Source organism: Mesorhizobium sp., from assembly GCF_004962245.1.
GTDB lineage: Bacteria > Pseudomonadota > Alphaproteobacteria > Rhizobiales > Rhizobiaceae > Mesorhizobium.
Genome location: NZ_SUHQ01000015.1, coordinates 141,589 through 158,609, shown reverse-complemented (window position 1 = coordinate 158,609; position 17,021 = coordinate 141,589). Strand labels below are relative to the sequence as shown.

At 61.8% G+C, this 17,021-nt stretch carries 17 protein-coding genes and 1 tRNA gene; 1 reads left to right on the top strand and 17 read right to left on the bottom strand.

Going from position 1 to position 17,021, the window contains the following annotated elements; all coding sequences use genetic code 11:
- Positions 1-197: 197 nt before the first annotated feature.
- The 6 genes from E5X88_RS17865 to E5X88_RS17840 form a co-directional block, all read right to left on the bottom strand.
- Positions 198-1,001: an amino acid ABC transporter ATP-binding protein gene (locus E5X88_RS17865; protein ID WP_292163561.1), complete on the bottom strand. Its 804-nt coding sequence runs from the start codon at positions 999-1,001 to the stop codon at positions 198-200.
- 20 nt (positions 1,002-1,021) lie between these two features.
- Positions 1,022-2,179, bottom strand: coding sequence for an amino acid ABC transporter permease (locus E5X88_RS17860; RefSeq protein WP_292163559.1), 1,158 nt, complete (start codon positions 2,177-2,179; stop codon positions 1,022-1,024).
- Positions 2,180-2,183: 4 nt separating this feature from the next.
- Positions 2,184-3,371, bottom strand: coding sequence for an amino acid ABC transporter permease (locus E5X88_RS17855; protein WP_292163557.1), 1,188 nt, complete (start codon positions 3,369-3,371; stop codon positions 2,184-2,186).
- Between the two features lie 63 nt (positions 3,372-3,434).
- Positions 3,435-4,463, bottom strand: a complete 1,029-nt coding sequence (locus E5X88_RS17850) for an amino acid ABC transporter substrate-binding protein (protein WP_292163556.1) — start codon at positions 4,461-4,463, stop codon at positions 3,435-3,437.
- A gap of 452 nt (positions 4,464-4,915) precedes the next feature.
- Complete coding sequence (locus E5X88_RS17845) at positions 4,916-5,752, bottom strand: DUF2182 domain-containing protein (RefSeq protein WP_292163555.1); 837 nt, start codon at positions 5,750-5,752, stop codon at positions 4,916-4,918.
- A gap of 3 nt (positions 5,753-5,755) precedes the next feature.
- Positions 5,756-6,391, bottom strand: a complete 636-nt coding sequence (locus E5X88_RS17840) for a DUF1326 domain-containing protein (RefSeq protein ID WP_292163553.1) — start codon at positions 6,389-6,391, stop codon at positions 5,756-5,758.
- A 308-nt stretch (positions 6,392-6,699) separates the two neighbouring features.
- Between E5X88_RS17840 and E5X88_RS17835 the strand changes: the two genes are divergently transcribed.
- Positions 6,700-7,863, top strand: a complete 1,164-nt coding sequence (locus E5X88_RS17835) for a cystathionine beta-lyase (RefSeq protein ID WP_292163551.1) — start codon at positions 6,700-6,702, stop codon at positions 7,861-7,863.
- 8 nt (positions 7,864-7,871) lie between these two features.
- Here E5X88_RS17835 and E5X88_RS17830 read toward each other — a convergent pair whose 3' ends face one another.
- From E5X88_RS17830 to E5X88_RS17780, 11 genes are all read right to left on the bottom strand, one after another.
- Positions 7,872-8,774 (bottom strand): aminotransferase class IV, encoded by a 903-nt coding sequence (locus E5X88_RS17830; RefSeq protein ID WP_292163549.1) that lies wholly within the window; start codon positions 8,772-8,774, stop codon positions 7,872-7,874.
- A gap of 72 nt (positions 8,775-8,846) precedes the next feature.
- Positions 8,847-9,497 carry an ectoine/hydroxyectoine ABC transporter permease subunit EhuD gene (gene ehuD / locus E5X88_RS17825; RefSeq protein ID WP_292163547.1) on the bottom strand — a complete coding sequence of 217 codons (651 nt, stop codon included), beginning with the start codon at positions 9,495-9,497 and terminating at the stop codon, positions 8,847-8,849.
- 12 nt (positions 9,498-9,509) lie between these two features.
- A complete protein-coding gene (locus E5X88_RS17820) occupies positions 9,510-10,352 on the bottom strand; it encodes an ABC transporter substrate-binding protein (protein ID WP_292163545.1) in 843 nt (280 codons plus the stop codon).
- An 87-nt stretch (positions 10,353-10,439) separates the two neighbouring features.
- Entirely contained in the window at positions 10,440-11,174 is a 735-nt protein-coding gene (locus E5X88_RS17815) for a GntR family transcriptional regulator (RefSeq protein ID WP_292163543.1), read from the bottom strand.
- A gap of 31 nt (positions 11,175-11,205) precedes the next feature.
- Complete coding sequence (locus E5X88_RS17810; protein WP_292163540.1) at positions 11,206-11,592, bottom strand: VOC family protein; 387 nt, start codon at positions 11,590-11,592, stop codon at positions 11,206-11,208.
- A gap of 17 nt (positions 11,593-11,609) precedes the next feature.
- Positions 11,610-13,178, bottom strand: coding sequence for an AMP-binding protein (locus E5X88_RS17805; protein WP_292163538.1), 1,569 nt, complete (start codon positions 13,176-13,178; stop codon positions 11,610-11,612).
- A 7-nt stretch (positions 13,179-13,185) separates the two neighbouring features.
- On the bottom strand, positions 13,186-14,352 hold the full coding sequence (locus E5X88_RS17800) for an acetyl-CoA acetyltransferase (protein ID WP_292163536.1): 1,167 nt from the start codon (positions 14,350-14,352) through the stop codon (positions 13,186-13,188).
- A gap of 149 nt (positions 14,353-14,501) precedes the next feature.
- Positions 14,502-15,722: an anion transporter gene (locus tag E5X88_RS17795; RefSeq protein ID WP_292163535.1), complete on the bottom strand. Its 1,221-nt coding sequence runs from the start codon at positions 15,720-15,722 to the stop codon at positions 14,502-14,504.
- Between the two features lie 237 nt (positions 15,723-15,959).
- Positions 15,960-16,036: transfer RNA gene (locus tag E5X88_RS17790), tRNA-Arg, on the bottom strand.
- Between the two features lie 61 nt (positions 16,037-16,097).
- Positions 16,098-16,403, bottom strand: a complete 306-nt coding sequence (locus tag E5X88_RS17785) for an ETC complex I subunit (RefSeq protein ID WP_015318428.1) — start codon at positions 16,401-16,403, stop codon at positions 16,098-16,100.
- Positions 16,404-16,554: 151 nt separating this feature from the next.
- Positions 16,555-16,905 carry a hypothetical protein gene (locus E5X88_RS17780; protein WP_292163531.1) on the bottom strand — a complete coding sequence of 117 codons (351 nt, stop codon included), beginning with the start codon at positions 16,903-16,905 and terminating at the stop codon, positions 16,555-16,557.
- Between the last annotated feature and the right edge of the window lie 116 nt (positions 16,906-17,021).

The following is a 17,021-nucleotide window of genomic DNA, read 5'->3' as shown; positions in this document are numbered from 1 at the left end:
GAATGAATGTGCCCAGAACCCCGGCAAGCACGATTGCCATCACTAGAATGGCGAGAAAGCGCCCAAGCTTTTTCGCGACGGATGGCTTCTTCATGAAGCATGGCCTCGCAATCGTAACGCGATCGCCGGCCGACAGCCTTGACGCAAAAGAGCCCGGCCGGGTTTCGGCCGGGCTCTTTTGATTTGCATGAGAGCGATCAGTGCAGGATCTGCGACAGGAACAGTTTTGTGCGCTCGTGGCGCGGATGGTCGAAGAATTCGGCCGGTGTGTTCTGCTCGACGATCTGGCCCTGATCCATGAAGATCACCCGGTTGGCGACCTTGCGGGCAAAGCCCATCTCGTGGGTGACGCACAGCATGGTCATGCCCTCTTCGGCGAGGCCAACCATCGTCTCCAGCACTTCCTTGATCATTTCCGGATCGAGCGCCGAGGTCGGCTCGTCGAACAGCATGATGCGCGGGTTCATGCACAACGAGCGGGCGATGGCGACGCGCTGCTGCTGGCCGCCGGAAAGCTGGCCGGGATACTTGTTGGCCTGTTCCGGGATCTTGACACGCGTGAGGAAGTGCATGGCGATTTCCTCGGCCTGCTTCTTGGGCGTCTTGCGCACCCAGATCGGCGCCAGCGTGCAGTTTTCCAGGATGGTCAGGTGCGGGAACAGGTTGAAATGCTGGAACACCATGCCGACCTCGCGGCGCACCTCGTCGATCTTCTTCAGATCGTTGGTCAATTCCTTGCCGTCGACGATGATCTTGCCCTTCTGGTGCTCTTCGAGCCGGTTGATGCAGCGGATCATCGTCGACTTGCCGGAGCCCGAAGGGCCGCAGATGACGATGCGTTCGCCGCGCATCACCTTCAGGTTGATATCCTTCAGCACATGGAATTCGCCGTACCATTTGTGCATGGCAATGATGTCGATGGCGACATCGGTGGTGGAAATCTGCATCTTGGCCGCATTGACCTTGATCTCTTCCGCGCTGACTGCATTTTCTGTGGTCATGGGAGGTTCCCTTTTTATTTTTAGCGTTTGTAGCTGGTGTCGAGCCGGCGTTCCGTGAACATCGAATAGCGCGACATACCGAAGCAAAACAGCCAGAAGACGAAGGCGGCGAACACCAGGCCGGACCTGGCCGTCTGCGGCGTTGCCCAGTTGGCGTCGGAAAAATTCTGCTTCACGACGCCGAGCAGATCGAACATCGAGATGATTGAGACCAGGCTGGTGTCCTTGAACATGCCGATGAAAGTGTTGACGATGCCGGGAATGACCAGCTTCAGTGCCTGCGGCAACACGATCAGACCCATCTTCTGCCAGTAGCCGAGGCCGAGCGAATCCGCGCCCTCATACTGGCCCTTGGGGATCGCCTGCAGGCCGCCGCGCACCACTTCGGCCATGTAGGCAGCGGCAAACAGCGACACGCCGATCAGTGCCCTGAGGAACTTGTCGAAGCTGACGCCGGCCGGTAGGAACAGCGGCAGCATCACACTGGCCATGAACAGGACGGTGATCAGCGGGATGCCGCGTACCGTCTCGATGAAGATGACGCACAGCATCTTGACGATCGGCATCCTCGATCGCCGGCCCAGAGCCAGCACGATGCCGAGCGGCAGCGACACGGCAATGCCGACGAAGGACAGGCTGAGCGTCACCAGAAGCCCACCCCATAGCGAGGTTTCGACATGCGGCAGGCCGAACACGCCACCAACCAGCAGGATGAAGGCAAAGATCGGCAGCGCCCCGAAGAACAGAATGGCGTTCAGCCCCTTGCGCGGCACCTTCGGGATGAGCAGCGGCACCAGGAGCGCCACGAACAGTATGGCGACCAGGATCGGCCGCCAGCGCTCATCGATCGGATAGCGGCCGAACATGAACTGTCCGAACTTGGCGTTGACGAAGGCCCAGCAGGCGCCGGACCAGCCGTCCGGCTGGACGCCGCCCTGCGCCACCGTGGCGCAAAAGGTGCGGTCGGTGCCGGTCCATTGGGCGTTGATGAAGGCCCAGCTGATCAGTTGCGGCAGGATCATCGCGACCAGCACAATGCCGATGATGGTCAGGATCGTGTCGCCGGCCGAAGCAATCAGGTTCTTGCGTATCCAGGCGCCCGGGCCGCGCTCGCTTGGCGGCGCCGACTGTGCCAGCGCCATTTCGACGCGGACGAAGGAAAGGTCGTGCTCCTGCATGTCCCTACCTCTCCACCAGCGCCATTCTGGCGTTGACCACGTTCATGATCGCCGACGTCAACAGGCTGAGCGCGAGATAGACCACCATCATGATCAGCACGCACTCGATCGCCTGGCCGGTCTGGTTCAGCACCGTGCCGGTCGTCGCCGTCAGATCCGGATAGCCGATGGCGATGGCGAGCGAAGAGTTCTTGGTCAGGTTCAGATACTGGCTGGTCAGCGGCGGAATGACGATGCGCATGGCTTGCGGAATGACGACAAGCCGCAGGATCGATCCCGGCCGCAGCCCGAGCGCACCGGCTGCCTCGGTCTGACCCTTACTGACGCCCATAATGCCGGCCCGCACGATTTCGGCGATGAAGGCGGCCGTATAGAAGGACAGCGCCAGGTAGAGCGACAGGAATTCCGGCTTGACCTGAAAGCCGCCAGTCAGGTTGAAGGTCGATTGCTTTGGATAATCGAAGCTCAGCGGGAAGCCGCTCAGCGCGTAGGCCAGCAATGGCAAGCCGATGATCAAGGCCGTCGATGTCCAGAACACAGGGAATTGCTGGCCGGTCGCCATCTGCCGCTGATGCGCCTTGCGGGCGACGAACCACGCCATGGCAATGCCAAGAAGCAGAGCGACCAGGATCAGCCAGGAGCCTTCGCCCCAGATGGGGCGCAAAAAGTAGAAGCCGCGCTGATTGAGAAAGGAGCCGAATGGCAGGTTGATGCTTTCGCGCGGCGGCGGCAGCACCGAAAGTACACCTGAATACCAGAAGAAGATGACCAGCAGCGGCGGGATGTTGCGGAAGACCTCGACATAGACCATGCAGATCTTGCGGATCAGCCAGTTGTGCGAAAGCCGGCCGATGCCGAGGATGAAGCCGATGAAGGTGGCTGTGACGATGCCGGCGGCGGCAACGATAAGCGTGTTGATGAAGCCGACCACGATGGCACGGCCATAGGTCGAATCCGACGAATAAGCGATGGCGCTGTCACTGATGTCGAAGCCGGCGCGGCCCCTGAGGAAGCCGAAGCCTGACGCAATGCGCAAACGCGTCAGATTGTCGATGGTGTTTTGGACGATCCACCAGACCAACGCCACCAGCACGATGATGACCACCGCCTGGAAGAATATGCCGCGAACCTTCGGATCGTTGATGAAGGAGCCGCGGCTTGGCTCCTCGCGAAGAATTTCCTGCGATGCCATTCGACCATCCCCTGGAAAGAGAAACCGGAAGGCAGGAAAGCTGCCTTCCGGATCACATTTCGATCAGCGGATCGGCGGAGCGTATTGCAGGCCACCCTTGGTCCACAACGCGTTGATGCCGCGCGCGATCTTCAGCGGGCTGCCCGAACCGACATTGCGTTCGAACATTTCGCCGTAATTGCCAACTGCCTTGACGATGTTGACGACCCAGTCGTTGGAGACGCCGAGATCGGTGCCGATCTTGGTGTCGGCCTCCTCGCCGAGCACGCGCTTGATCTCGGGATTGTCCGAGGCTTTCATCTCGTCGATGTTGGCCTTGGTGATGCCGAGTTCCTCTGCCTGCAGCAGGGCGAAGTAGGTCCACTTGACGATGTGGTACCACTGGTCGTCGCCTTGACGCACGGCCGGTCCGAGCGGCTCCTTGGAGATGATCTCGGGCAGCACGACGTGGTCGGCGGGCGAGCCCAGCGTCAGCCGGATGCCGTAGAGACCCGACTGGTCGGTGGTGTAGACGTCGCAGCGGCCGGCATCATAGGCGGCGTTGACCTCTTCCAGCTTTTCGAAGACGACCGGGTTGTACTCCATCTTGTTCGACTTGAAATAGTCGGCAAGGTTGAGCTCGGTCGTGGTGCCGCTCTGCACGCAGACCGCTGCGCCCGAAAGCTGCAGCGCGGAATTCACGCCCGGCAGCTTCTTGGCGTTGATCATGAAACCCTGGCCGTCAAAATAGGTGACGCCGATGAAGTTCAGCCCAAGTGCTGTATCGCGGTTGATGGTCCAGGTGGTGTTGCGCGACAGGATGTCGATCTCGCCGGACTGCAACGCGGTGAAGCGTTCCTTGGCGCTGAGCGGCGTGAACTTGACCTTGGTGCCATCGCCGAAGACGGCAGCCGCGACAGCGCGGCAGAAATCCGCATCGATGCCTTGCCAGTCACCCTTGTCGTCCGGCGCCGAGAAGCCGGCCAGACCAGTGGACACGCCGCATTGGATGAAGCCCTTCGCCTTGACATCGTCGAGCGTGGCCGCCGATGCGGCCGAAGCCATCAATCCAAACGCGGCAGCGCCCAGAATGCCGATTGCAATGTGTTTCATAACCCACAGACCCTTTTCTGTTTTTTTCAGGCGAACCCGACTTTTTTTCCGTGTGAACGCAGCTTCCGTTCCGGCCCATTCCCGAAACCCGCATCGCAAACCGACGCGCTGCCTCCCATTCACGAACTGCATCGAAGGCGATTATTCCAGTGAGGTCAAGGAAAATGACCGAAACCGAAAGAGTTTGAAAACCAATTGCCACAAATGCCTGAATTGCAGACAAACGCGCCTGGAAATTAGTCAGCAGTGAGAACAAAGTCGGCAAAAGTCCGATCAACGCAAATCGGGGCTGGGCCTGCAAAATCCACCCCTCGACTTTACGCTGCGTTACTGACTTTCTCATGGAATGAATTGGCATGGTTTGCGCCTTTTTCGCGTCCAGACGGGCGCTCGCCAATGCGCGCGATCCCTAGCGAAATCGGTGTCGGTTCTCGGGATCATGCGCTTTACATTCAAAACGCTCCAACGAGGAGCCAGACGCCGGTGATCGCCATCAGCGCGCCGGAGATGCGCGGAATCAGCTGCCCGGTCGGGACGGTTTTCTCCAGAAGAACGAGGATGGCGATGCCGGCGATCCACAGGACGTTCATGACACCGCCGACGAAAAGGAGGGCCATCAGCGCCCAGCAGCAGCCGAGGCAATAGGCTCCGTGTCTGATCCCGAACCGAAGCGCGCCGAGCGGATCGGACCGGAAGCCGCCATGACTGGCCAGAAACGCGATCGGCGCCTGGCATTGCCGCAGGCAGACGCCCTTCATCGGTGTCCATTGATAGAGGCCGGCGGCGATCAGAACGAGGCCGCCCAGAATCGTGCTGTTGGTCGCCATCGCCGGGCTCAGCAAGGCGAGGCTGGTCAGCAGCCATTGCGCACCGGTCGCCGTGATGCTGAAGGCGATCCAGACGAGCAGATAGCCGGTAAAAAACCATGCTGTCGACGCGATGGGGTGGCCGTTTGCGTGCGCCTTGCGGCCGACGCCGGCATAGAGCAGCACCATCGGCGCAACCGACGGCGTCATCATGCCGACCATCATCACGGCCCACATCGCGAAGATGAAAGCGAAATCGGCCGGCGTCCAGGCCTGGAATCCGGGCGCAATCGCGGCCCCCATGTCCATGCCCGCCATATCCATGCCCGCCATGTCGGTGCCTGGCGCGGATGCGGTGGGCATGGCCATATCGGCGGCGAGCCACAGCACGTAAGCCCAGGCGAGCACCGCAATGACGACAAGCGCCACTGTCACGACCGCGCGGTCGCGCCGCAGCACCGCCTCGAGGGCCGTGTCGCTCATGGCCTAATGCACGACACCGCTTTGCGAGAGGTGGATGTCGGCGAAGTGGCTATGCGTGTCCGCGACCTCGAATTTGATTGGGCCGGTCGCCTTGGTCCAACCACGCCCGGCTTCAGCGAGCGTATATTCGAAGCCATGCGGAAGGTTGATGCGTACCCGATGCTCGGCGCCGGTGACCGGATTCTTGATCGGCTCGCCATGACCCTCAGTAATGCCCGGCACGCTCAACCGGGCCGTTCTTGCATCAATGTCGACCTTGATGTCGATAGCGGCGAAGATCGGATCGTAAACCTTCTCCAGCGTCGTCGAGAAGACCTGGAATATGGTGGCGCCGGGTTCGGTGTCCTGGCCACTGAGAATGCGGAGCAGCGCACCCCGCTGCGCCTCGGTCGCCCGTTCGTCGATGACCACCGCGGCCTCGCCCTTGCCTTCATGGATTGCCCCCGGCCAACGAAAGACCGCGGCAAACCGCAGGCCGTCAAGCTTGGTATCGCCGTGATAGCCGTGCTCGATTTTCATGCCGGCCACCGCCTGGCAGAATCCGTGCGTCGGCAGTGCGTTGAACTGGCACGGACAGCCATAGGCACAGTTGCAGTTGACGAACTCGCGCGCTTTTATCATCCAGTTGACGTTAGGCATGACATTCCTCCCCTTTGGTATGGTCATCCTCTCTAGGCGAGAAGCCGGATTGCGGCGGGAACAGCCAGGGTCCGGCAGCGTTCGATCAGGGCAATCCGGCAACACTTATATTAGATTTCAAATATATATATTTTGCGCTCGTCTTCATAGTCCCATCGCCCGAGGGGCGTAAGCGGCGCAACCTTCGATCGCTGACTACTTGGAATGATTTGGCCTATCCGAAGTCCGCCGGCTGGCGGGGCGCCGGCGGTTGCACGGTCAATGCCGCCGCACTATGGCTAGCGGTTTACGACAGGGTGAAGAGAGCAATGGCCAAAAACGACAGCGAGATGGGTATCAACACGCTGCTTGCCCATTCGGGCAACAATCCTCGCGACTATTTCGGCTTCGTCAATCCGCCCGTCGTGCATGCCTCGACCGTGCTTTACCCCAATGCGGCAACGATGGCTGCGCGCAGCCAGAAATACACCTACGGAACACGCGGCACGCCGACCACGGACGCGCTTGCTCACGCAATCGACGCGTTGGAAGGCTCGGCCGGCACGATTGTGGTGCCCTCGGGCCTGGCGGCGGTGACGGTGCCGCTGCTCGCCTTCCTGTCGGCGGGCGACCATGTGCTGATCGTCGATTCCGTCTATCACCCGACCCGCAATTTCGCCGACACGATGCTGAAACGGCTGGGCGTCGAGGTCGAATATTACGATCCCCATGCCGGCGCCGGCATTGCGGCGCTGATCAAGTCCAACACCAGGGTCGTGTTCACCGAATCGCCGGCCTCCAATACGTTCGAGGTGCAGGACATACCGGCCATCGCCAAGGCGGCACACGCCGCCGGCGCGATCGTCATGATGGACAACACCTGGGCCACGCCGCTCTACTTCCGTCCGCTCGATTACGACGTCGACATCTCGATCCACGCGGCGACGAAATACCCGGCCGGCCATTCCGACGTGCTGCTCGGCACCGTGTCGGCCAACAAGACTTGCTGGAAACAGCTTTGCGAGACCTTCTACACGATGGGCTGCTGCGCCGGGCCGGACGACGTCTATCAGGTGCTGCGCGGCCTGCGCACGATGGGCGTTCGCCTCGACCATCATCAGCGCAGCGCACTGGCCATCGCCGGCTGGCTGGAGGGCCAGCCGGGCGTGGCGCGCGTGCTGCATCCGGCTCTGCCCAGCCATCCCGACCATGATCTGTGGAAGCGCGACTTTCGCGGCTCGAGCGGCATTTTTTCGATCGTCCTTGCGGGCGGCGGCCAGAAACAACAGCATGCCTTCCTCGACGCGCTTGAGATTTTCGGCCTCGGCTACTCCTGGGGCGGCTATGAGAGCCTTGCGGTGCCGGTCTTCCTCGGCGACCGCGTCGTCGCCAAGGGTCCTTATGACGGCCCACTCATCCGCCTGCAGATCGGGCTTGAGGACGTCGACGACCTGAAGGCAGATCTGTCGCGCGGCCTGGCGGCGGCCGCCTGAACACGGCATCAGAGTTCATCGACGGGCGTCGCATGCCAGCCCTGGTCGCGTTTGGTCCAGTAGATCTCCGCCAGCCTCGTCGTAAGAGAACCCGGCTTTCCGTCGCCGATCGGTTTGCCGTTGACGCTGGTGATTGACATGATGCCGCCGGCAGTGCTGCAGGCGAACACTTCATCGGCGCCGGCCAGATCGCTCTCGGAGATCGATTTCACCTCGACCGCCTGCCCGATCTCGCGGCAGATTTCGATGACGCACCGACGCGTTATGCCGTCGAGCACATTGTATCCTGGAGTAGAGAGAACACTGCCCGTCAGCGCAAAGACGTTGAACCCGGGACCTTCGCTTATGGTGCCCAGATGGTTCTTCATCAGCGAGGTTTCGCAGCCGGCATCGTAAGCGTCGAAGAGGCTGAGCACGAAGTCGATCCAGTTGTAGTTCTTGATCTGCGAGGGAACGGAGTCCGGCGGCAGACGCCAGCGGCTGGAAATCCTGACGGAGAGGCCGCGCATGCGCTGTTCTTCATTGGCGACGACCACGAACGGCACGCAGAACGCCATGAACCTGTTCTTGCACAGGCGCGGATCCCGCGATCCCGAGGGGCCAAGCCCACGTGTCATGATCATCTGCACCGTCGCGTTGGCCAATCCCGTCATCTCCACGCAGGACTTCAAGACCGTTTCGATCCCCTTGCGCCCGACAGGCATGGCGTAGCGCAGCCGGGCACAGGATTGTTCGAAGCGGTCCAGATGATCCTGCAATCTGAAGAACGCACCATTGCGAACGGAAACCGTATCCTGGCACGCGTCACCGCGGGTGAAACCCCAGTCCATCAAGGGGATCGAGGCTTGCGCGATCGGAACGTAGCTGCTGTCGACAAAGGCAATGCCTTCGGGGTGCAAAGTCCTGTTCATTTCAATCTCTTTCTGGGGCAGCCGTGCGGTTCCAGGATCGAGGTCGCTGTCACTGCGATTTGGGCAGCGATCTCAACCAGCGGGAGCGCGTTTCATGCGGTCTTCAAGCTTCAGGATCAGCATCGAAGCCGGATAGCTTACGATGAAATAAATGACGAAGGCGGCCGTATAGACCTCCAGATATTTGTAGGTCGTCGAGGCGATCTGGTCGGCGGTGAACATCAGTTCGTTGACCGAAATCACCGCCACCAGTGCGGTGTCCTTGAACATGGCGATGAAGTAGTTTCCGATCGGCGGAATGGCGATCCGAAGGGCTTGCGGCAGCACGACCAGCATGAAGATGGGAGCCGGCCGCATGCCGAGCGAACGCGCCGCTTCGACCTGTCCCTTGCCGATCGCCGATATGGCGCTGCGATAGACCTCGGACAGATAGGCCGCGTAGTTGAGCGACAGGCCGAGTATCCCGGCAACCAGGGCCGGAATGTAGATGCCGACATAGGGAAGGACATAGTAGATATAGAAAAGCTGCAACAGCAGCGGCGTGCCCCTGATGAAGTCGACATAGATCGCCATCGCCCACCGGACGGGTCCGATGGGCGACATGCGGGCGAGCGCGATGAGCAGGCCCAGCACAAGGGCGATCGCCATCGACGCGATCGTGATCCCGACCGTCAGGGCCGCACCCCTGAGCAGCGCCGGCAGGAACTCGAGCACGTCATTCATGGCGATCTCCTGTCAGTGTCCGCTGCAGCAATTCGGAAACGGAAAGTATCGCTCGACCGGAAGCAGGCCCCATTTTTCCAGAACCTTGCGCAGCCCTCCGGAAAGCTGGAGCTGCCGGTTCTGCTCGTCGAAAGCCTGCCTGAGCGCAACGTCGTCCTTGCGGAAGCCGGCGCCGACGGCATAGTCACCGATGGGCATTTTGTAGTCGAGGATCTCGACCGGCAGCGTCGGATCGTTCTTCAGCGCATCGGCCGCGACCATGTCGTCGAAGGCGGCGGCATCCAGGCGCCCGGCCCGCAGCTCGGCAAGGATTTGCGGAATGTTCTTGTAGGCCTTGACGGTGATGGTGGGATCTGCCGCCGCCATCTTGTTCAGCCAGTCGAGCTGGATGGTTCCGAGATAGGAGCCGACCGTATGGCCGGGGAAATCGCCCTCGCTCTTGATCTTGGCGGGATTACCCTTGGGCACGACGAGCGCCTGCCCGGCGCGGTACATCGGCGCCGAGAACGCGATCTGCTCGGAGCGCTTGACGGTGATCGCGATGTTGTCCGAGATCATGTCGCAGCGGCTGGTGTTCAGCGCCGAAATGATCCCCGAGATTGGAACTTCATAAAGCTCGATTTCCGGCACGCCCAGCGGCTCGAAGATGGCCCGGACCATATCGATGTCGGTCCCTTCCACCTTGCCGCTGGCCGGATTCTTGTAAGCATACGGAACGTCGTTGGACGAGCAGACAACGACCTTCTTGGCCGCCTGGACACGGCTGAGCGATTCGTCGGCAGCATTTGCGCCCGACGAGGCAATGGCGGCGGCGCACAGCGACGCGGCGACCAGAAAACTGCGCTTGCTTGGCATGATCCTATTCCCCTTTTTTGATTAGACGGTTGATTGTTCATTGTTAACAATTATCGTGATGTGCAGCGTATCTCCCTTCGTTTCTCCTTAGGCAGCCGGGGAGCCGGCAGCGCGGCCGCTCCGGTCGGACCGGCTTTCCGCCTCGCGAAGCCACTCGACCAGGCGCTCGCCATCGGCGGTGTTGTGTTCCGCGGCCAGCCGTTCGGCCTCGCCAGCCCGGCCTTCCCGCATCGCCGAGATAAGGGACTCATGGGTGACGATGTAATCCTGCAGCGAAAGGAACTTGCTGACCAGGGATTGATACAGGCGGACCTGGCCGGCGATCAGTGCGTAGTGGGCCTGCAGGGCGGTATGTTCCGTCAACTCGGCGATCGTCAGGTGAAGCTGGAAGTCCGCCTCCACCGCGCGCGTCCTCGCGCCGGACGCGACCGCCTTGACGACCTTGTCATAGGCCTGGTCCAGCCGCTCCCGCTTGGCTTCGGTGATGGTCTCGGCCAGGAGCCGCGCGGCGAAGGCCTCCAGCGTGTTGCGCAGCGTGAACAGCTCCCACGCATCGCGAGAGGTCAGCGATCTTACGCTGTAGCCGCGGTAGGGTTCCTGAACGATCAGCCCTTCATGCACCAGAAGCCGCAGCGATGCCCGGATCGTTCCGCGGCTGAGCCCGAACGACTCGGCAATCACCTCTTCCGTCAGTTTCTCGCCGGGCGCGAACACGCCCGTCAGGATCGCGTCGCGCAGCTTGTCGGCGGCCTGCGCATCGAGGCTGCGGCGGGCAACCTCCATTTGCGGTGCGGGTTTGCGGTTCAGTTTGGGACGAGCCATGGAATGAGCCTTGAATGGAAACTGTGCGATGTCAGGCTATGTAGCATGCAACTTCAATGAGATTCTTGTCAGGATCCCGGAAATAGACCGAGCGCATCGCACCGCCTGCGCCGGTCTGATCGACGGGGCCTAGCTCGACGGGAATCTCGAGCGCGCCCAGTTCCTGTACGATGTCGTCGATGCCGCCTTCGGCGATGAGGCACAGATCGCCCGTCCCCGGTGCGGGAATGTCGGCATGCGGCGTGTATTCGGCGCGATACGGATGGAGGTTGATCTTCTGGTTGCCGAAATGCAGCGCATTGTAACTGCCGTCGAACACGACATGGCGCATGTCGAGCACACGCCGGTAGAAATCGATGGTCCGCCCCATGTCCCTCACGGTGAGCACCACATGATCCAGGCCTTTTATCTTCATCATCGCCACCTTCTGCTCCGTCAAGCCGCGCGCCCGTGCTCTTCCGCGAGCCTGTTGATGATCTCCCGCTTCAGCACCTTGCCATAGGCGGACTTCGGCAGCGCCGGCCAGAACACCACCTGGTTGGGAAATTTGTATCTTGCGATGCGGCCGGCGAGGCCGTCGATGACATCCTTCGCGGCAATCTCGCAGCCGGCCTTCGCCACCACCACGGCCACCCCGCATTCACCCCATTTCGGATGCGGCATGCCGACCACCGCCACCTCGTCGATCCGTTCGTCGTCGAGGATCGCCTCTTCGATCTCGCGCGGATAGACGTTCAGCCCGCCGGAAATGTACATGTCGGAGGCGCGGCCGGTGATGTGGAGAAAACCGCGCCCGTCGAGAAAGCCGAGATCGCCGGTGTGGAACCAGCCGTACCGAAAGGCTTTCGCCGTGGCCTCCGGATCGTTGTGATAGCCAAGAAAGGCTGCTTGCCCGCGGGCACAGATCTCGCCCGTTTCGCCTGTGGGAAGGCGCTGGCCGTCGACGTCAAGGATGGCGACCTCGACGCCGGTGCGGGGCACCCCGCAGGTGCCTACAGCCTGGTCTGACAAGCCGGATCCCAGTCCGTGCTGGCCGGGTGACAACACGGTGATGTTGGCGGTGAACTCGCCGAGGCCGTAATGCTGGACAAGGACGCTGCCGAGCTTGGCCAGGGCGAATGCCTGGTCGGACCGGAACATCGGCGCGCCGCCATAGTTCACATGACGCAGCGAACTGTGGTCGTAATGGTCGACTGAAGGGTGCTCGACCAGGGTCTTGAGCAGCGTCGGCACGGTGAAGAAGTTCGTCACCCTGTGTCGCGCGACCGTCTCCCAGACCGTTTCCGGATCGAGCGATGCACCGATCAGGATGATCTGGGGCGCCGCGCGCGCCACATGGGCCAGTGCATGAACACCGGCGCCGTGCGACAGCGGCGTGATGACGAGCGAGGCATCGCTCTCGCTGGTGCCGGGAAACATGTCCGCGAGATGGCTGGTGACGACAAAGGCAAGCTGGCCATGGGTGAGCACGGCGGCCTTGGGGCGTCCGGCGGTGCCTGAGGTGTAGAAGAACCAGGCCGGCTGGTCCCGTTCCACATCCACCTCGATAAAGCTCTCGCCGCCGTCCGCGAGAAGTTGTTCGTAGACGAGGCTGCCGTCGAGCGCGGCGTCAAGGCAGATAGATAGCGTAGCCGGATCCAACTCGGCCCACGCGGCCTCGCAATGCTCGGCGAATTCGCTGTCGAAGACGATCGCTCGTGCCGTGGCGTGCCCAGCCATATAGGCGACCTCAGCCGGCGTCAGCCGGAAATTGACCGGGACCCAAACCGCGCCCAGTTTGAAGCAAGCCCATTTCACCTCGAAGGCGCGATGGCTGTTGCGCGCCTGGACCAGGATACGGTCGCCCGGACGAATGCCAGCGTTGGCCAGCGCATTGGCGAGGCGATTGACCCGCCGGTCGACCTCCAGCCAGGTGAATGTCCGCTCAGGCACGATGACGCCGGGATGGTCGCCGAGACGCCGCGCGTTCTGGGTCAGGAAGTGGCCTATGTTGAAGGTCGACACGGGCGCTTCACCTGAGCGGTTCGAGAATGGTGGCATAGTTGGCAACCGAAACGCCGCCCATGTTGAAGACGCCGGCCAGCCGGGCGTCCTTGACCTGCATGTCGCCCGCCTCGCCAGTGAGCTGCATCGCTGCGTTAACCAGCATCGAGACGCCGGTGGCGCCGACCGGATGGCCCCTGGCCTTCAGCCCGCCGGACGGGTTGACGGGGAGTTCGCCACCCATTTCGGTGATGCCGTCCTTTATCGCGCTGGCGCCCCCGCCGCGGGGTGCAATGCCCAGCGCCTCATATTGGATGAGCTCCGAGATGGTGAAGCAGTCGTGCAGCTCGATGAAATCGAGATCGCGGTTGGTCAAGCGGGCTTCAGCCATCACGCCGGACCAGGCACGCGCCGCCCCTTCGAAGGACGTCACGTCCGACCGTCTCGATAATTGTAGGTAATCGCTGGTCTGGCACATGGCGCGCAGTGCCACGGCTTTGTTCATGCGCAATGCGGTGGCAGCATCCGTCAGCACCAGCGCCACGGCACCGTCGGAAATCAGCGCGCAATCGGTGCGCTTCAGCGGGCCGGCGACGACAGGATTGCGATCTGATGCGTTGCGACAGAATTCGAAGCCGAGATCCTGGCGCATATGGGCCAGCGGATTGGCGACGGCGTTGCGATGATTCTTGGCGGCGATCCTGGCCAGCGCGTCGGACTGGTCGCCGTATTTCTGGAAGTAGGAAGAGGAGATCTGGCCAAAGACGCCGGCAAAACCGCCCTCGATCGACCGTGTTTCCTCGACGTAACTCGCCTTCAACAGGGCCCGGCCGACCGACGCGCTGTCCAGCGCCGTCATCTTTTCCACGCCGATCACCAACGCAAAACGCGCCCGCTTCGATTCGACCGCGCGTGCCGCCTGATAGACGGCGGCCGAGCCGGTGGCGCAGGCATTTTCGATCCTGGTCGCGGGCTTGAAGCGCAGGTCCGGGCTGGCGTTCAATACCAGGGAAGACGCAAAATCCTGCTCGACAAGGCCCGGATTGAAGGTGCCGACGACAATCTCGTCGATTTCACCGGCCTGCAATCCCGCGTCGGCCATGGCAGCGGCAGCCACGCCAGCGATCAATTCCTCCAGGCCGGCGTCCAGCCTGCCGAATTTGGAGTGCGACCAACCAACGATGCATGTGAGCATTTCAAGCGCTTCCCGGTGCGATTTCGGAACCGTCGCGGGTTTTTAGTTAATTGTCAACAATTGTTTCTAATTCTCGATTCCCATCGGCGCGCGGAAGCAGGAAAATTGGTCCGCCGGGTCGTTCGTATCTGTCGCGATCGCGGACCCGCCTAAAGCGCCAGCCACGCAGTCCCGGCAAGCAGCGTCACCAGCGTCAATGGCAGGCCGACCTTGAAGAAGGCGCCGAACGACAGGCGCGTGCCGGAGACCCGCGCATGTTCGGCGACGATCAGATTGGCGACCGAGCCGAGCAGCGTGAAATTGCCGGCCAGCGTCGAGCTCATCGCAACGACCAGCCAGGCGCGCTCGGGGTTCTCCAGGCCGGGTATGAACGGCCGCAGCGCCAGCACGGCCGGAACGTTGCTCATGATGTTGGACAGCACTGCGGTGAAACCGGACAGCCGCCAGACATCGTTCAGCCCGAGGTCTTTTGCCGAGGCGACGATGTCGGGTGTCAGAAGCGTCTTCTCGGCCCCGGCGACGACGATGAACAGGCCGGCGAACATGAACAGCAGTGGCCCGTCGATCTCGCGGTAGATGCGTGCCGGCTTGATGGCGCGGGTTACCAGAAGAATGGCGCCGCCGATGAGTGCGGCCTTGGCGACCGGAACGCCGGCGAAGAAGGCGATCGCCAGCCCGATGCAGACGACCACCGCCTTCAGCACCTGACCCGGCAGCATGCGGCCGCGATAGACTTCGGGGCTGAGCTCGGCCTTGCGCGCGAATTCGGCCCGGTAGACGATGCGCACGATGACGATGACGGCGACGAGGCCGAACAGCGCGACCGGCGCCAGCGCCGCCGAGAAGGCCGGATAGGAAATCCCCGACAGCGCGCCGATGACCATGTTCTGCGGGTTGCCGGTGATGGTGGCGACGCTGCCGCAATTCGACGCCGTGGCGGTGGCGATCAGATAGGGAATCGGGTTGCGGTTGATGACGCGGGTGACGTGGACGACGATCGGCGCCATGACCAGGCAGATCGCGTCGTTGACCAGGAACGCGGACAGCACGCCGGTCAGCAGCGTCACCATCACCAGCAGCATAAAGGGCGCGTGTGCATGCTCGATGGCGACGGCGCCGAGCGCACGGAAGGCGCCCGACACTTTCAGATGCGCCACGACGATCATCATGCCGAGCAGCAGCGTGATGGTGTCGAAATTGATGGCGCGGTAGGCATCCTCCATGCCGAGCGCACCGATGGCGATCATCGCCGCACCGCCGAGCAGCGCGATGCCTGCCCGGTCGAGGCGCAAGCCGGGGATCCTGCCGATGGCGACACCGGCATAGGTCAGGATCAGGATCAGCAGCGCCGCCGCACCCATCAATGTCATTCGCGGAAAGCCCCGTTCAGATCCGCCCTACCCCGCCATTGGCGAATATGGTCCGCCAACGCCCTTCTCACTGCGGACATGGAATGAACGCAGGCACATGAGGTGTCCGCGACCTCGGCGCATCCTGTCTGCCGAGGTGTGCGGACGATCGGTGATACCTGAAAAAAGACGCGGATTCACGCGCCATGTCTCCAGTATAAACCGTAACCTATGTGTCCGGAACGGACCTTGAATTACTGGCGATCCCGGCAGGATTCGAACCTGCGACCATCGGCTTAGAAGGCCGGTGCTCTATCCAGCTGAGCTACGGGACCGCTGGGCCGACGCCAAGGGCCGGCTGAATGATGCGCTGGACGGCTGCCCGGCATTTGCCGGTCAATGTGTCCAGGGCGTCCTGCGGTCATAGCGGAAATTCTCCGCATAGGAAATCTGGCGGCGCTTGGTTTCCTTGGGCTCCTCGACACGGAAGGCCAGCCCCTCTTTCTCGGCATAGGCCACCGCCTCTTCCCGGGTATCGAAGGTCAGCCTGATCTGGCTGCGCATGTCGCCCGAGGTGGTGTAGCCCATCAGCGGATCGATCTTCTTGCGCATCTCGGGATCGAATTCCAGCACCCAGTGGCCGGTCTTGGCCTTGCCGGACTGCATCGCGGTTTTGGCTGGGCTGAAAATGCGCGCGGACATGGACACCTCGTTGCTTCGTGCAGGCGGCACCCGCCGCTTTATTCCCGTCATTACTTCGCAATGCCGCCGGCGGCAAGGCCGATGCTCGCCGCAGCTTTTGGCCCGGCGGGCCACCGATGATGACGGCGTGACGGTAGTGCGTCGCAGAAAATCAACGCCCCGCCATCAGCTTGAGCACTTTGCTATGGTCAGCATCTGGTGAGCCCAGCTTCAGATAATCGTCATAAGTAATTCGGCCCGAAGCGATGCCACCGAGAAAGCGGCGGCAGTAGGTGGGGGCATAGTTGGCGACATTTCGATTGACGAGCTTTGCATGCGCCACTTTCCTTTGCGAGTTCAACCCTCGCTGGCGCGCTATGCAGTCGGCGACAAGCCTATGTCTCGTTTGCGGGCTGTCGCGCATCTTCTCGTGCAAATTATGCCAAGTCCCAGAACTCATAGTGGTGCAACCGGCCAAAATAATGGCCGAAGCGGATACAGCGAATAGGCTTGGTGAGATCACGGATTCTCTCCCAGTTTGTGATGACATGGGACCGATTTGACGGGATGAAGTCAAGAATCCATTGGATGGTGGCGCCCTCGACGGTTGGGAAATAGCTTCGCTCAGACGCGGCTGGC

What these genes read in the sequence shown, in the direction of transcription:
- E5X88_RS17860 (WP_292163559.1), bottom strand. Translation starts at nt 2,179, where the DNA reads ATGCAGGAGCACGACCTTTCCTTCGTCCGCGTCGAAATGGCGCTGGCA.
- E5X88_RS17810 (WP_292163540.1), bottom strand. Translation starts at nt 11,592, where the DNA reads ATGATGAAGATAAAAGGCCTGGATCATGTGGTGCTCACCGTGAGGGAC.
- E5X88_RS17830 (WP_292163549.1), bottom strand. Translation starts at nt 8,774, where the DNA reads ATGAACAGGACTTTGCACCCCGAAGGCATTGCCTTTGTCGACAGCAGC.
- E5X88_RS17840 (WP_292163553.1), bottom strand. Translation starts at nt 6,391, where the DNA reads ATGCCTAACGTCAACTGGATGATAAAAGCGCGCGAGTTCGTCAACTGC.
- E5X88_RS17850 (WP_292163556.1), bottom strand. Translation starts at nt 4,463, where the DNA reads ATGAAACACATTGCAATCGGCATTCTGGGCGCTGCCGCGTTTGGATTG.
- ehuD (WP_292163547.1), bottom strand. Translation starts at nt 9,497, where the DNA reads ATGAATGACGTGCTCGAGTTCCTGCCGGCGCTGCTCAGGGGTGCGGCC.
- E5X88_RS17820 (WP_292163545.1), bottom strand. Translation starts at nt 10,352, where the DNA reads ATGCCAAGCAAGCGCAGTTTTCTGGTCGCCGCGTCGCTGTGCGCCGCC.
- E5X88_RS17815 (WP_292163543.1), bottom strand. Translation starts at nt 11,174, where the DNA reads ATGGCTCGTCCCAAACTGAACCGCAAACCCGCACCGCAAATGGAGGTT.
- E5X88_RS17835 (WP_292163551.1), top strand. Translation starts at nt 6,700, where the DNA reads ATGGCCAAAAACGACAGCGAGATGGGTATCAACACGCTGCTTGCCCAT.
- E5X88_RS17865 (WP_292163561.1), bottom strand. Translation starts at nt 1,001, where the DNA reads ATGACCACAGAAAATGCAGTCAGCGCGGAAGAGATCAAGGTCAATGCG.
- E5X88_RS17795 (WP_292163535.1), bottom strand. Translation starts at nt 15,722, where the DNA reads ATGACATTGATGGGTGCGGCGGCGCTGCTGATCCTGATCCTGACCTAT.
- E5X88_RS17855 (WP_292163557.1), bottom strand. Translation starts at nt 3,371, where the DNA reads ATGGCATCGCAGGAAATTCTTCGCGAGGAGCCAAGCCGCGGCTCCTTC.
- E5X88_RS17785 (WP_015318428.1), bottom strand. Translation starts at nt 16,403, where the DNA reads ATGTCCGCGCGCATTTTCAGCCCAGCCAAAACCGCGATGCAGTCCGGC.
- E5X88_RS17800 (WP_292163536.1), bottom strand. Translation starts at nt 14,352, where the DNA reads ATGCTCACATGCATCGTTGGTTGGTCGCACTCCAAATTCGGCAGGCTG.
- E5X88_RS17845 (WP_292163555.1), bottom strand. Translation starts at nt 5,752, where the DNA reads ATGAGCGACACGGCCCTCGAGGCGGTGCTGCGGCGCGACCGCGCGGTC.